At 68.0% G+C, this 14,523-nt stretch carries 12 protein-coding genes; 4 read left to right on the top strand and 8 right to left on the bottom strand.

The window, feature by feature from the left end; translation table 11 throughout:
• Nucleotides 1-123: 123 nt before the first annotated feature.
• The 8 genes from FNH13_RS01420 to dnaA all read right to left on the bottom strand — a co-directional run bounded on the left by FNH13_RS01420 (nucleotide 124) and on the right by dnaA (nucleotide 12,163).
• Entirely contained in the window at nucleotides 124-762 is a 639-nt protein-coding gene (locus FNH13_RS01420) for a DUF3566 domain-containing protein (protein ID WP_228266525.1), read from the bottom strand.
• Nucleotides 762-3,365: a DNA gyrase subunit A gene (gene gyrA / locus FNH13_RS01415; protein WP_229576651.1), complete on the bottom strand. Its 2,604-nt coding sequence runs from the start codon at nucleotides 3,363-3,365 to the stop codon at nucleotides 762-764. Before gyrA ends, FNH13_RS01420 begins: the two co-directional genes overlap by 1 nt.
• 152 nt (nucleotides 3,366-3,517) lie before the next feature.
• Nucleotides 3,518-5,614 (bottom strand): DNA topoisomerase (ATP-hydrolyzing) subunit B, encoded by a 2,097-nt coding sequence (gene gyrB, locus FNH13_RS01410; protein WP_143784883.1) that lies wholly within the window; start codon nucleotides 5,612-5,614, stop codon nucleotides 3,518-3,520.
• 205 nt (nucleotides 5,615-5,819) lie between these two features.
• Nucleotides 5,820-6,395 (bottom strand): DUF721 domain-containing protein, encoded by a 576-nt coding sequence (locus FNH13_RS01405; RefSeq protein WP_143781806.1) that lies wholly within the window; start codon nucleotides 6,393-6,395, stop codon nucleotides 5,820-5,822.
• Nucleotides 6,392-7,675, bottom strand: a complete 1,284-nt coding sequence (gene recF, locus FNH13_RS01400) for a DNA replication/repair protein RecF (protein ID WP_143781805.1) — start codon at nucleotides 7,673-7,675, stop codon at nucleotides 6,392-6,394. Before recF ends, FNH13_RS01405 begins: the two co-directional genes overlap by 4 nt.
• 34 nt (nucleotides 7,676-7,709) lie before the next feature.
• Nucleotides 7,710-8,807 (bottom strand): phosphogluconate dehydrogenase (NAD(+)-dependent, decarboxylating), encoded by a 1,098-nt coding sequence (gene gnd, locus FNH13_RS01395; protein ID WP_229576555.1) that lies wholly within the window; start codon nucleotides 8,805-8,807, stop codon nucleotides 7,710-7,712.
• A 55-nt stretch (nucleotides 8,808-8,862) separates the two neighbouring features.
• Nucleotides 8,863-9,996 carry a DNA polymerase III subunit beta gene (gene dnaN / locus FNH13_RS01390; RefSeq protein ID WP_143781803.1) on the bottom strand — a complete coding sequence of 378 codons (1,134 nt, stop codon included), beginning with the start codon at nucleotides 9,994-9,996 and terminating at the stop codon, nucleotides 8,863-8,865.
• Nucleotides 9,997-10,606: 610 nt separating this feature from the next.
• Nucleotides 10,607-12,163 (bottom strand): chromosomal replication initiator protein DnaA, encoded by a 1,557-nt coding sequence (gene dnaA / locus FNH13_RS01385; RefSeq protein ID WP_143781802.1) that lies wholly within the window; start codon nucleotides 12,161-12,163, stop codon nucleotides 10,607-10,609.
• Between the two features lie 453 nt (nucleotides 12,164-12,616).
• Between dnaA and rpmH the strand changes: the two genes are divergently transcribed.
• From rpmH to yidC, 4 genes are read left to right on the top strand one after another with little or no spacing between them, the layout of a single operon-like run.
• Nucleotides 12,617-12,754 (top strand): 50S ribosomal protein L34, encoded by a 138-nt coding sequence (rpmH, locus tag FNH13_RS01380; protein ID WP_143781801.1) that lies wholly within the window; start codon nucleotides 12,617-12,619, stop codon nucleotides 12,752-12,754.
• Nucleotides 12,755-12,775: 21 nt separating this feature from the next.
• Nucleotides 12,776-13,141, top strand: a complete 366-nt coding sequence (gene rnpA / locus FNH13_RS01375; RefSeq protein WP_143781800.1) for a ribonuclease P protein component — start codon at nucleotides 12,776-12,778, stop codon at nucleotides 13,139-13,141.
• Nucleotides 13,138-13,428 carry a membrane protein insertion efficiency factor YidD gene (yidD, locus tag FNH13_RS01370; protein WP_143781799.1) on the top strand — a complete coding sequence of 97 codons (291 nt, stop codon included), beginning with the start codon at nucleotides 13,138-13,140 and terminating at the stop codon, nucleotides 13,426-13,428. The genes rnpA and yidD overlap by 4 nt, the downstream gene beginning before the upstream one ends.
• Before the next feature lie 52 nt (nucleotides 13,429-13,480).
• Nucleotides 13,481-14,482 carry a membrane protein insertase YidC gene (gene yidC, locus FNH13_RS01365; protein ID WP_143781798.1) on the top strand — a complete coding sequence of 334 codons (1,002 nt, stop codon included), beginning with the start codon at nucleotides 13,481-13,483 and terminating at the stop codon, nucleotides 14,480-14,482.
• Nucleotides 14,483-14,523 lie beyond the last annotated feature (41 nt).

Here is a 14,523-nt window from a genome sequence, read left to right as displayed (position 1 = left end):
GGATACTCTCGTAGGCTAGGCACCGGCGAGGGTCTGGCGATATGGGTAAAACTGCCCACACGCGCAGGGTTGTGGAGCGGGGCGCGCCGCGGGATCATGCCCCGCGGCGACGCCGGGACGATCTCACTCGTCGGACAGCGTGAGCTGAGCACCGCCGACCAGCGCGGTGCACACGTTGTAGAGGAAGGCGGTCAGCGTCGCCAGTGCGGTCAGCAGGATCACGTTGATGACCCCGATCACCACGGCCAGCGACACGATTCGACCGAAGCCGACATAGTCCATCAGGTTGAAGGTGTCCGAGGACGTCTCACCGGTGGTGATCTCCACGATGAGGTCGTTGACCGTGGCAAAGACGTTCATGCCGTTGAGGACGGTCCACAGCACGGCCACCATGATCACGGTGGCGACGCCCAGTGCCACGGACACCAGGAATGAGATCTTCATGACCGACCAGGGGTCGATCCGCTGCAGCACCAGGCGCACCCGACGGGGCCCGGTGCGGCGCACCGGACGACCAGGGGCGGACCGCGCGGTGCTGCGGCTCCTGCCAGCAGCGTTCGGGGAGCCACTACCGCCCCGGGCGCGGGCCGCGGCGGCGCTCAGGTCCCGGCGCGGTGCGGTGCGGGCCATCGCACCGTCGCGCAGCCCAGTCCCCTGACCGGTCTGGGTGCCCGGACGGCGGATCTTCTGGGTCTCGTCGCCCGCGGCGGGCCGCGTCTGTGCGCCGGCCGTGCCGGCCGGGTTCGGACCAGTCGTGCTCACTACTCGCCTCCAGTGTCGGGCTCATCGGCGTCCGTGGCGTCGTCACCCGGGACCACCTCGGCCTCGGGGGACGGCTCGTCGACGTCCGCCGACTCCACAGACGGTAGTGCATGATCGCCGGTCGTGACCGCATCACCGGTGACTCCCGCGTCCGCAGTCGTTGCGTCCGGATCGGTCTCGATGGTCTCGATCTCCTCGGACAGGGCGGACTCGGTGTTGACCGCGACCGCGACGATCGAGTCACCCTTGCCCGGGGTCGCGAACTTCACCCCTGCGGTGTCCCGGCCGGTCACCCTGACCTGGTCGATCGCCGAGCGCACCACGTTGCCGCGCTCCATGACGACCAGGACCTCGTTGCCCTCCTCGACGGTCAGGGCCCCGACCAGGTCACCACCCTTGTCGGTCGCCTTGGCCACCTTGATGCCCAGTCCGCCACGACCCTGCACGCGGTATGCCGACAGCGGGGTCCGCTTGGCCATGCCGGACTCGAAGACCACGAAGACGAAGGGGTCGCTGCCCTCCGGCACGACCGACATGGACAGCAGCCGGTCCTCCCCGCGGAACTTCATGCCGGTCACGCCCGAGGTCGCCCGTCCCATCGGCCGCAGCGTCGTGTCGGTGGCGGTGAACCGCACGGACTGGCCCTTGACCGAGACCAGCAGGATGTCGTCCTCCGGGCCGGCCAGACCGGCGCCCACCAGCTCGTCCCCGTCGCGCAGGTTGACCGCGATCAGCCCGCCGGAGCGGGGGGAGTCGTAGTCGGTGAGCCGGGTCTTCTTGACCAGCCCGTTGCGGGTGGCCAGCACCAGGTAGTCAGTCACCTGGTAGTTCTCCAGGGCCAGCACCTGGGCGATCTCCTCGCCGGGCTGGAAGGCCATCAGGTTGGCCACGTGCTGGCCCTTGCCCGTCGGTCCACCTTCGGGGATCTCATAGGCCTTGGCACGATAGACCCGGCCGAGGTTGGTGAAGAACAGCAACCAGTGGTGGGTGTTGGTCGTGAAGAAGTGGGAGACGACATCGTCGGCCCGCAGTGCGGCACCGCGGCGCCCCTTGCCCCCGCGGTTCTGGGGGCGATACTCGGTGACCTTGGTGCGCTTGGCGTAACCGCCCCGGGTGATGGTGACCACCACGTCGTCCTGGGGGATCAGGTCCTCCATGGACATGTCGCCGTCGAAGGCCACGATCTGGGTGCGACGCTCGTTGCCGAACTTCTCGACGATCTCGGCCAGATCGTCGCTGATGATCTGCCGCTGGCGCTCCGGCTTGGCCAGGATGTCCTCGTAGTCCAGGATCATCGCCTCGAGCTTGTCGTGCTCGTCGATGATCTTCTGACGCTCCAGGGCAGCCAGGCGGCGCAACTGCATCTCAAGGATGGCGCGGGCCTGGATCTCGTCGATCTGGAGCAGCTCGATCAGGCCGTCGCGGGCGTCCTCGACGGTCGCGCTGCGTCGGATGAGCGCGATGACCTCGTCAAGAGCATCCAGCGCCTTGAGGTAGCCGCGCAGGATGTGGATCTGCTCCTCGGCGCGCTTGAGCCGGAACTTCGTGCGCCGGACGATGACCTCGATCTGGTGCTCGACCCAGTGCCGGATGAAGGCACTCAGCGGCAGCGTGCGGGGCACGCCGTCGACGATCGCCAGCATGTTGGCACCGAAGTTCTGCTGCAGCTGGGTGTGCTTGTAGAGGTTGTTGAGCACGACCTTGGCCACCGCGTCGCGCTTGAGCACGATGACCAGGCGCTGACCGGTGCGACCAGAGGTCTCGTCGCGCATGTCGGCGATGCCCTTGAGCTTGGCGTCGTTGACCAGCTCGGCGATCTTCTTGGCCAGGGTGTCGGGGTTGACCTGGTAGGGCAGGTCGCGCACGACCAGGCAGGTGCGTCCCTGGATCTCCTCGACCTCGACATTGGCCCGCATGATGATCGAGCCGCGCCCGGTGCGGTAGGCCTCCTCGATGCCCTTGCGCCCCATGATCTGGGCGCCGGTCGGGAAGTCCGGCCCCGGGATGATCTTGATGAGCGCCTCGAGCAGCTCCTCGCGGCTGGCCTCCGGGTTGTCCAGCAGCCACTGCACACCCTCGGCGACCTCGCCCAGGTTGTGCGGCGGGATCTGGGTGGCCATGCCCACCGCGATGCCTGCCGAGCCGTTGACCAGCAGGTTGGGGAAGCGCGCGGGCAGGACCGACGGCTCCTGGGTCTTGCCGTCATAGTTGTCGACGAAGTCGACGGTGTCCTCGTTGATGTCCCGGACCATCTCCATGGCCAGCGGCGCCATCTTGCACTCGGTGTAGCGCGCGGCCGCGGCCGGGTCGTCACCGGGCGTGCCGAAGTTGCCCTGACCGTGGACGAGCGGATAACGCAGCGTCCAGTCCTGGACCAGCCGGACCAGGGCGTCATAGATGGCGCTGTCACCGTGCGGGTGATAGTGACCCATCACGTCGCCGACGACGCGGGCACACTTATTGAAGCCGCGGTCGGGACGGTACCCCCCGTCATACATCGCGTAGAGGACGCGCCGGTGGACCGGCTTGAGCCCGTCCCTGACGTCGGGCAGGGCGCGGGCCACGATCACGCTCATCGCGTACTCGATATAGCTCCGCTGCATCTCGGAGTTGAGGTCAACTACCTCGATGCGGTCGGTCTCCGGCGGGTTGATGTCGGTCACGCCTGTCCTTCTCGTATGTCGGGTGGTCCGGTGTGCGTGGGGGCTGGGGCGGCGCGCCCAGCGGGGGGCTCGGGGGCAGCGGCCCCGAGTGATCAGATGTCGAGGAACCTCACGTCTCGGGCATTGCGCTGGATGAAGCCGCGTCGCGCCTCGACGTCCTCGCCCATCAGCACCGAGAAGACCTCGTCGGCCTTGGCCGCGTCGTCCAGGGTGACCTGGAGCAGCACCCGGTGGTCAGGGTCCATCGTGGTGTCCCACAGCTCGGAGTAGTCCATCTCACCAAGACCCTTGTAACGCTGGATGCCGGAGTCCTTCGGCAACCGCCAGCCCTTGGCCAGGCCCTCCTTGATGAACGCGTCGCGCTCGCGGTCGGAGTAGGCGTACTGGTGATCCACGCTGGACCACTTGATGCGGTAGAGCGGTGGCTGCGCGAGGTAGACGTAGCCGTGCTCGATGAGCGGGCGCATGAACCGGAACAGCAGGGTGAGCAGCAGCGTGCGGATGTGCATGCCGTCGACGTCGGCATCGGCCATCAGCACGATCTTGTGATAGCGCGCCCTGGTGATGTCGAAGTCCTCACCGATGCCCGTGCCGAACCCGGAGATCAGGGCCTTGACCTCCTGGTTGTTGAGCACCCGGTCGAGGCGGGCCTTCTCGACGTTGAGGATCTTGCCGCGGATGGGCAGGATCGCCTGGTTGAACGGGTTGCGACCCCGCACCGCCGAGCCACCCGCCGAGTCACCCTCGACGATGAAGACCTCGCTGATCGAGGGGTCGTTGCTCTGGCAGTCGCGCAGCTTGCCGGGCAGGCCACCGGACTCCAGCAGCCCCTTGCGCCGGGTCGCCTCGCGCGCCTTGCGGGCGGCGACGCGTGCGGCGGCCGCCTGGACCGCCTTGGTGACGATCTCCTTGCCCTCGCGCGGGTGCGCCTCGAGCCAGTGCCCCAGCTCCTCGGTCATCGCGGACTGCACAAAGCCCCTGACCTCGGAGTTGCCGAGCTTGGTCTTGGTCTGTCCCTCGAACTGCGGCTCGCCGAGCTTGACGGAGATCACCGCCGTCAGCCCCTCGCGGATGTCCTCACCGGTCAGATTGGGGTCCTTCTCGCGCAGTACCTTGTTGGCGCGGGCGAAGTCGTTGACCAGGCGGGTCAGGGCTGCTCGGAAGCCCTCCTCGTGCGTGCCGCCCTCGTGGGTGTTGACCGCGTTGGCGTAGGTGTGGACCGACTCGCTGTAGGAGCTCGTCCACTGCATCGCGACCTCAACGGCGAGCATCCGCTCCTTGTCCTCGGTCTCGAACCCGATGATCTCCTCGTGGACCGCCTCGCTGCGCTTGGACTTGTTGAGGTGGGCGACATAGTCCAGGAGCCCGTTGTCGTAGCGGTAGGTGAGCGGCTTGCGGTAGGCCTCGCCGGTGGGGGAGGCATCCGGGGTCGCGTCCGTGTCCTCCTCGGCGATGCCGTCGATCGGGTCGTCCTCGAGGGCGTCGATGTCGCGGACGACCTCAATGGGCCGCTCATCGGTCAGCCCGATCGTCAGGCCCTTGTTGAGGAAAGCCGTCTGCTGGACCCGGGCCCGGATCGTCTCGAAGTCGTGGTTGACAGTCTCGAAGATGTCGGGGGAGGGCCAATAGGTGATGATCGTGCCGGTCTCGTCCTCAGGGATCTTCTCGTCCTGGGACAGGGGCTCCTGAGGCACCCCGAGCTTGTAGGTCTGACGCCACACGTAGCCGCGCTGCCGGACCTCGACCTCGAAGGTCTCGGCGAGGGCGTTGACCACCGAGGAGCCCACGCCGTGCAGTCCGCCGGAGACCTTGTAGCCGGAGCCGCCGAACTTGCCGCCGGCGTGCAGCTGGGTCAGCACCAGCTCGACGGCGGGCTTCTTCTCCACGGGGTGGATGTCGGTGGGGATGCCGCGGCCGTTGTCGACCACCCGGATCCCGCCACCCTTGAGGATGGTGACGTCGATGCGGTCGGCAAAGCCAGCCATCGCCTCGTCGACGGAGTTGTCGATAATCTCCCAGACCAGGTGGTGCAGACCCCGCTCACCGGTGGACCCGATATACATCCCGGGCCGCTTGCGCACCGCCTCCAGGCCCTCCAGGACCTGGATCGCGTTGGCGTCGTAGGCGGAGTCGGTCGCCAAGGATGCCGGGTCCCCCTGCTGCGGTGTTGCCTCGGGGAGCTCCGGCATCTCCGGCTCGTTGTCCTGGGGATTGTCTGGTCCGACAGTGGCCACGGGGCTCCTAGGAAGTGTGGGCGGGGTAACCTCCTCAGTCTACCTGTCAACAGCCTCGAAGAGTGCCTTCCACAGCCAGATAACGGCAATTTGACGATCAAACAGCCCCAGTCCTGGGGTGGACCTCATCCCTCGGGCCCCCAGACAGTCCTGAGCCCACTCAGCCGTAGGTGTCGCGCGGTCCTCGTCCCGGTGCCCGCAACCGGCCCTTGCGCCAGCTCGGCGCGGCCGGTCCACGGACGGAGATCTCGGTGACCACCCCCGCACCGACCTCGGTCTCGATCCGCGCGAGCACCGAGCTGCTCAGCAGCTTCATCTGCGTCGCCCAGGCGGTGGAGTCTGCCTGCACAGTCAGCACCGTGCCATCGAACCCGAGCGGCTGCACGTGCTGGGACACCTCGGCGCCGACGATGGTGGGCCACCGGCCGATGACCGCCCCCACCTGCACGTCAGCGCCCCAACCGCGTGAGCTCAGCAGCCGGTCGACCTCACCGCCGAGGAGCCTGGGGTCCCGTGCCGCGCCCTCACCGGTGCCGGAGCGGCGCTCGGCCAGTTCCTGCCCTGCGGTCCGCTTCTTGCCCAGCGGGCCCGGTCGCAGCCCTCGAGCCCGAGCGCTGGCGCGGGCTCGGGCCAGCGCGTCGGCCGCTGCAGTCAGCGGCGCCCGCTCCTCGGAGTCGTCAGGCCCGGACTCGTCAGCACCGGACCTGTCGGGACCGGACTCGTCGGGACCAGTCATCCGCCGGACTCCTGCTCAGGCATCTCACCAGTGTCCCGCTCAGGCATCTCACCAGTGTCCCGCTCAGTGCTCTCCCGCGGCACGACGGCACCGTCTGCCACGTCCAGGATTGTCCCGCGGCCCGACAACCACGCCGGCACGTCCTCGGCGACCGCCGCGGTGATGAGCACCTGCTCGCACTCGGAGACGAGCTCGGCCAGGCGCTCTCGACGCCCGGAGTCCAGCTCGGCGAAGACGTCGTCCAGCACGAGCACCGGGTCGGTGCCCACATCGTGGCGCAGCAGCCGGAAGGACGCCAGGCGCAGGGCCAGCGCGATCGACCAGGACTCTCCGTGGCTGGCATACCCCTTGGCCGGCAGCTCACCCAGCGACAGGACCAGCTCGTCGCGGTGCGGACCGACCAGGGTGACGCCGCGTTCCTGCTCCTCGCGGCGGCGCTCCTGCAGGACCGCGAGCGTGGCGGCATACAACTCCTGCTGCTCAGGCACCTCACCGGCGGTGATCGCCTCGGCCACCGACCCCTCCAGGCTGGAGCGGTAGGTCGCCTGGGCCTGCGCCGCGGCGTCGCTGATCCTGGAGTAGGCCTCGGCGAGATAGGGGCCGAGGTCGCGCAGGAGGCGCAGCCGCGCATAGGTCAGGGCGGCGCCGACCTGCGCGACCTGCGTGTCCCAGGCGGCCAGGGTCGACTCGACCGCTGCACGCGCGTCCTCGACGCTCTCACCGGGGGCGAGTCGGTGCTGGGGGACCTGCTTGCGGCCACCGCGCCACAGGTGCTGGCCCGACCGCAGCAGGGCGTTGCGCTGCTTGAGCGCCTTGTCATAGTCGCTGCGCACCCCCGCCCAGCGCGGCTGACGGGCGACCAGCAGGTCGTCGAGGAAGCGGCGGCGCTCCGCCGGATCCCCCTTGACCAGCGACAGGTCCTCCGGGGCGAAGAGCACGGTGCGCAGGGTGCCGAGCAGGTCACGGGGCCGGGTCTGGGGTGACTTGTTCAGCCGGGCCCGGTTGGCGCGCCCGGGCAAGATCTCCAGCTCGACAATGCTCTCGCGGCCCTCCCGGACCACGGCTCCACGCACGATCGCCGACTCGGCCCCGTGCCGGACCAGCGGTGCATCGGTGGAGACCCGGTGACTGCCGAGCGTGGCGAGATAGCCGGCAGCCTCGACCAGGTTGGTCTTGCCGACACCATTGCGTCCCAGGAGCGTGGTGATGCCGGGCGTCAGACTCACCTCGGCGCCGTGATAGCTCCGGAAGTCGGTGACGCTGAGATGGCGCAGGTGCACGACGTGTCGGACGAGTGCTCGGTATGCCGCGGGGCTAGCCCGCGTCGGTGTCGCCGGAGCCCGAGGTGGGACCGGCGTCCGCCCCGGGTGCGGACGACCCGTCGGTGTCACCGGAGCCGGAGGAGGGGCCAGCATCCGCTGCCTCGGACCCTGCCGACTGACCGCCCGGGGCCTCTGCGCCCGCGCCGGGACGCTCGGTGCCCTCGTCGTGCTTGGGCTCGGCACCCTGGTGGACCTGCGGGGTCTCCTCGTCGAGCATCTGCACAGCGTGCCCACCGAACTGGCCGCGCAGTGCCGCGACGGCCTGCATCGCGGGGGAGTTCTCCTGACGGGAGGCGAACCGCGCGAACAGGGCCGCGCTCAGCACCGGCATCGGCACCGCGTTCTCGATCCCCTCGATCAGGGTCCAGCGTCCCTCGCCGGAGTCGGTGGTGTACTCGCTGACGCCCTCCAGGCCGGGGGTCTCCTCCAGGGCCTTGACCATCAGGTCCAGCAGCCAGGAGCGCACGACCGTGCCCCGGGTCCAAGCACGGAAGACACCCTCGACGTCCTTGACGGTGTCCTTGGCGGTGAGCAGCTCGAAGCCCTCGGCGTAGGCGTGCATCAGGCCGTACTCAATGCCGTTATGGACCATCTTGGCGTAGTGGCCAGAGCCCACCTCACCGGCGTGCACCCAGCCCTCCTCGCGGGGTCCCTCCGGGCGCAGCGCGTCGAAGATCGGCATCGCCTTCTCGACCCACTCGGTCTCGCCACCGCACATCAGGCCATAGCCCTCGGTGATGCCCCAGATGCCTCCCGAGACACCGCAGTCAAGATAGCCGATCCCCTTGCTGCCCAGCTCAGCGTGGTGCTTGACGTCGTCGGTGAAGTGGCTGTTGCCACCCTCGATCACCAGGTCGCCCTCGGTCAGCAGGGAGCCGAGCTCGTCGACCGTCTGCTGCGTCGGCTCGCCGTGGGGGACCATCACCCACACCACCCGCGGAGCCTCCAGGGCCTCGACCAGGGCGCTCAGACTGTCCACGTCCCGGACCTCGGGGTTGAGGTCGTAGCCCACGACCTCGTGGCCAGCGGCGCGGAGACGGTCGCGCATATTGGCGCCCATCTTGCCCAGTCCGATCATTCCCAACTGCATGGTCATGCTCCTTCGTGGGTCGGGTGCGTGTGGAGTGTGGCGCTCTGCCTCGTGGTCAGCCGGCAAACCTGACCGGCATCAGCACATAGCGGAAGGACTCGTCTGACTCGCCGTCCATCTCGGCCTGGCCGGAGAGCACCGCCGGCTTGGACGGCTGGGTGAAGCTGATTCGGGCGAACGGGGTGCCGAGGGCGGACAGTCCGTCGAGCAGAAACTGCGGGTTGAACGCGATCTCCAGCTCCGGACCGGTCAGCGTGGCCTCGATGGCCTCGCTGCCCTGGGCGTCGTCGCCGGTGCCGGCCTCGATCGCGACCTGCCCCTCGGAGAAGCGCAGTCGCACGGGGGTGTTGCGCTCGGCGACCAGGGCGACACGGCGGGCGGCCTCGAGGATGGTGTGGGTGTCGACGACGGCAACGGTGTCGACGCTGGTCGGGAAGATCGAGGTGACCTTGGGGTACTCACCGTCAAGCAATCGGGTGGTCGCCCGACGGGAGCCGGCCTCGAAACCGATGAGTCCCTCGCCCCGGGCGGCATCGCCCAGCGCGATCTCGATCGAGCCGGCCGCTCCCAGCGCCTTGGCGGTCTCCGACAGCGTGCGCGCCGGGATCAGCGCCACGTGGGAGACGCTGGTGTCCTGCGGCGACCAGGTGAGCTCACGCATCGCGAGGCGATAGCGGTCGGTGGCCAGCAGGGTGATCTTCTCGCCCTCGATCTCGACGCGGACGCCGGTGAGGATCGGGAGCGTGTCCCCGCGGTCTGCGGCGATGGACACCTGGCTGACGGCGTTGGTGAAGACGTCTCCGGCGACCGTGCCGCTGCTCTCGCTCGAGGTCGGTAGCGCGGGGTAGTCGGCAACCGGCATCTGGATCAACGAGAACCGGCTGGACCCGCACACGAGTTGCACCTTGTTGCCGTCCGTGGCGAACTCGACCGCCTGGTGGGGCAGGTTGCGAGCGATGTCTGCCAGCAGACGACCCAGGACGAGCACCTCGCCACCCTCGGTGACGTCGGCCTCGACCGTGACGGTCGCAGAGATCTCGTAGTCGAAGGCGGACAGGGTCAGGGTGCCCTGCTCATCGGCCTGGAGCAGCACGCCGGCCAGGACGGGGACCGGCGGCCGGCTGCTCAGCCCGCGGACGACCCACGCGACGGCTTCTGACAAGACATCGCGTTCTACGCGGAACTTCACGACGGTCAGCCCTTCAACAGTTGCGGTTGGTGCACTTCGGTCCCGGGCCGACAGTCGCGTCGACGCGTGGATGCTGACATTAGCCTCCTCCATCCGTTGCGACCAACACCCGCCCGCTCAAAGCGCCGGACGAGTGGCTCGGGTGAATCACAGGTCCAGGTCCCCAGGGGACGCGGGGCTAGGCCTTCCCACAAGATAGTCAGTAGTCGTCATAGGTGTTGTGGATCCTGTGGACAACGCTCTGTCGTTGCTGGTCCACGCGGCGATTCACCGTGTGTATGCCGCGTGGACACCCCTGGGGATGACGGCGCCGGCCTGGGGACGAGCGTTTGTTGTGCACAGACCGGCGGTCCGTCATACAGCGGTTGTGCCCAGGATGACCAGCGGTCAGACACAGGAAGTCCCCTGATCCTCCACAGGGCTGGGCCCTGGTCGAGACGGTGCACCACATCGAGGGGTGATGACGGCGGAGTGAACGGCAGGAGACTACCCACAGAGTTATCCACAGGCTGGGGATAAACTGGTGATGATGCAGGTGACCGCCGGGTAACACCCGTGGATGAGGCTGTGGGGTCAGCGTGGCGCGACAGTCGCGCGACAGTGATGTGCCTCAGCGCGCAGAGGCCTTGCGGATCTGACCGGTCAATTCGGTGATCTGGTCGTAGAGGGCGCGTCGCTCGCCGATCAGCTGGCGGATCTTGCGCTCGGCGTGCATCACCGTGGTGTGGTCGCGGCCGCCGAACTCGTCGCCGATCTTGGGCAGCGAGAGGTCCGTCAGCTCGCGACAGAGATACATGGCGATCTGCCGGGCGTTGACCAGCGTGCGTGAGCGGGAGGTGCCGCACAGGTCGTCGACGCTGATCCGGAAGTAGTCGGCGACCTCAGTCATGATCGTGCCAGCCGTGATCGTCCCGCCGTCACCGCTGGGGATGATGTCCTTGAGCACGTGACCAGCCAGTTCGGCGCTGACCGGGTGGCCGGACAGCGACGCGAAGGCGGTGACCCGGATCAGGGCGCCCTCGAGCTCCCGGATGTTGGTCGTGATCTTGCTGGCAATGAGCTCGAGCGTGTCGTCGGGAGCGGTCATGCCCTCCTGGGCGGCCTTCTTCTGGAGGATCGCGATGCGCGTCTCCAGGTCCGGCGGCTGCACATCGGTCAGCAGGCCCCACTCAAACCGGCTGCGCATCCGCTCGGCAAAGCCGGAGAGCTTCTTGGGGGGCTGGTCGGAGGTGATCACGACCTGCTTCTCGCTGTTGTGCAGCGTGTTGAAGGTGTGGAAGAACTCCTCGACCGTCTGCTCCTTGCCCTGCAGGAACTGGATGTCGTCGATGAGCAGGAAGTCGACATTGCGGTAGCGGCGCTGGAACGCTCCGGCCTTGTCGTCGCGGATGCTGTTGATGAAGTCGTTGGTGAACTCCTCAGAGTTCACATAACGCACCCGCACGCCCGGATAGAGGTTGAGCGCGTAGTGCCCGATGGCGTGGAGGAGGTGGGTCTTGCCCAGGCCGGACTCGCCGTAGATGAACAGCGGGTTGTAGGCGCGGGCCGGTGACTCCGCCACGGCCAGTGACGCCGCGTGGGCAAACCGGTTGGACGAGCCCGACACGAAGGTGTCGAAGGTGTACTTGGGGTTCAGGCGCGGGTCCATGTCGGCCGCCGAGGAGTTGCGCTTGGGCGGTCGCTCGCTCGTGCGTCGAGCACCTGGCGCGCTGCCCGACAGCGACGGGCCGGTGCCATTGTCCAGCGGTTGCCCGTCGACCTGCTCGGTGATGACCTGCTGGTGCGGATCGCCGGTCCCGCCGTCGGCCCCACCTGCGTCGTCGTCGGCACCCTGGGGGGTGGCGTCGGGGCGACCTGCAGGTGGTGTGGTGGCCGGCGGGTCGGCCTCACCCTCGACCTGCCGGCGCAGGAGGTCGTCGACCGTGACCGCGAGGCGGACGTCCACGTCCAGCGTGGAGGAGAGCGCCAGGCGCACCGGCTCCCGCAGCGTGGTCTCGAGGGTCTCTTTGGTGTGCTCATAGGGCACCGCCAAGAGTGCGGTGGAGTCGATCAGACCCACCAACCGGACCATCGCCAGATAGGCGCGGTCGCGCGGTGAGGTGTCGTCGCCCATCTTTCCGATGGTGTCGCGCCAGACCTGGGTGTAGTCAACCTCTGGCTGCGTCATCGGTGGCGGACCCCTTGGCTGTCGGTGTGGTCGGTCTGAATAACCGTACCCCGAGTTTCCACAGGTTTATCCACACCTGTGCATAGAGCCGTGGACAGAAGCGACCGAAGGCGGGACCGTAACAAGGAAGGTGCCTCGGGGGCAAGTGGTGGGCGGCAGGTCGCCTCCCGAAATCGTGCTGTCCCGGCGTGTCGGCGGCACCCGGCGACGGGCGTCACGCAGACTGAGAGGTTGTCGTCGACAGGGGCGGAGGAGTCTCGGTTTGACCGGACTCGGCCTCCTCCCGTACCTTTAGGGATGGCCTGTTGTCTCGGCCGTTTTCGCCTGCCCACGAGTGGTGGCCCAGTGGGTCTCGACGGCGTGGGCTTTCGATTGCGGCCGGTCCACGAGCCGCCCCGGTCCACATCCAGTGTGAGGCAGCACCATTGCGGTGCTGCGGTAATGGAGTTCCAAGTGAGCAAGCGCACCTTCCAGCCCAACAACCGCCGTCGCTCCCGCGTGCACGGCTTCCGTCTGCGGATGCGCACCCGCGCTGGCCGCTCGATCCTGGCCTCCCGTCGGGCCAAGGGCCGCACCAAGCTGTCTGCCTGAGCAGAGTCAGCAGTCTGCGCAGTGCTGCCCCGACGTCACCGGCTGACCCGACCGCGGGAATTCACCGCGGTGCTCCGGGGTGGCGAGAGCACGACCCGTCGGCGCCGCGCAGGCACCCCCTTGCTTGTGGTGCACTGTGCGACGACCACCGATCCGACCCGGGGTCCCCGGGTCGGATTTGTCGTGTCCCGCGCCGTGGGCAACTCGGTTGTGCGGCACCGTGTGACGCGCAGGTTGCGCCACCTCGTCGCCGACCGGATCGGGGATCTTCCCCCCGAGGCCGATCTGGTTGTGCGGGCCAACGCCGCCGCGGCGACAGCGTCGTCGGCCCAGCTGGGCCACGCCCTGGATCAGGCGCTGGAGCGCGCCTGCCAGGTGGCGCGATGAGCACGGCCACCAGCCGGGAGGCGAGCACGATCGGGACCTACCTGGCGATGCCGTTGATCGCTCTGGTGCGGGTCTATCAATTGCTGATCTCCCCGTTGCTGGGGCCGTCGTGCAAGTTCTACCCGTCGTGCTCGGCGTATGCCGTCACCGCGCTGCGCCGACACGGACCGATCAGGGGAACCTGGCTGGCGGCTCGTCGGTTGGGTAGGTGCCACCCCTGGTCCCACGGAGGGGTCGACCACGTCCCTGAGCGGGGTCCTGGCCGCAGCACCACCACAGACCACTAACCATCCACCGCGGGTGCGGTTGATACTGCCACCCGCCGACACCGAGGACCACATGCTAGACACTCTGCTCTGGCCGTTCACCTGGCTCGTCTCGTCGATCCTGGCCGGTTTCCACTGGATCTTCTCCGCCCTGGGCATGGCGGACTCCAACGGACTGACCTGGGCGTTGTGCATCGTCGGCCTGGTCGTCGTCCTGCGTGTCATGCTCATGCCGCTGTTTGTGCGACAGATCCACTCGCAGCGCCGGATGCAGCTCATCCAGCCCGAGCTGATGAAGATCCAGAAGAAGTACAAGGGCAAGAAGGACGACCTCTCCCGCCAGAAGATGCAGGAGGAGTCGTTCGCGCTCTATAAGAAGCACGGCACGAACCCGTTCTCGTCGTGCCTGCCGATCGTGGCCCAGATGCCGTTCTTCTTTGCGCTGTTCCGGATCCTGAACACTGTGCCGGCGATCGCCAGCGGCAAGAAGACCGTGCCGGGCTTCTTCACCCAGGAGCTGGCAGGGGCGATGAACGAGGCGACGATCCTCGGCGCCAAGCTGTCCTCCAGCTTCCTGCACAGCGACGACACCTCGGCCAAGATCCTCTCCGTGGTGCTCATCATCGCGATGTCGGTGACGACCTTCACCACGCAGCATCAGCTGATGCGCAAGAACATGCCGGCCGCTGCGCTGGACAACCCCATGGCACGGCAGCAGAAGATCCTGCTCTATGCCCTGCCCCTCATCTTTGCGGTCACCGGCGTCAACTTCCCGCTCGGTGTGCTCATCTACTGGACCGTCTCCAACCTCTGGACGATGTGCCAGCAGTTCTACGTCATCCGTCGCATGCCGGCGCCCGGATCGCCCGCCGAGAAGGCGCTGGAGCAGCGTCGCCTCGCCAAGGGCAAGCCGGTGACCAAGATGCAGCTGAGCAGCACCACCGATGAGGAGGAGTCCGACGAGGCAGGCGTGGGCGGCGGGACAGGCTCGGCCGGCGCGGCTCGCAGCGGGCAACGAGTCCAGCCCAAGAGCAAGAAGCGCAAGAAGGGCAGCAACCGGCCCAAGGGCCGCTGACCGCCTCCGCGCCCCACAAACCACACCCCAAACACACCCAG

The sequence above is a fragment of the Ornithinimicrobium ciconiae genome (genome assembly GCF_007197575.1).
In the GTDB taxonomy this organism is placed as follows: Bacteria; Actinomycetota; Actinomycetes; order Actinomycetales; family Dermatophilaceae; genus Ornithinicoccus; species Ornithinicoccus ciconiae.
The sequence above is the reverse complement of the archived record's forward strand: the minus strand, read 5'-3'. Positions and strand labels throughout refer to the sequence as shown.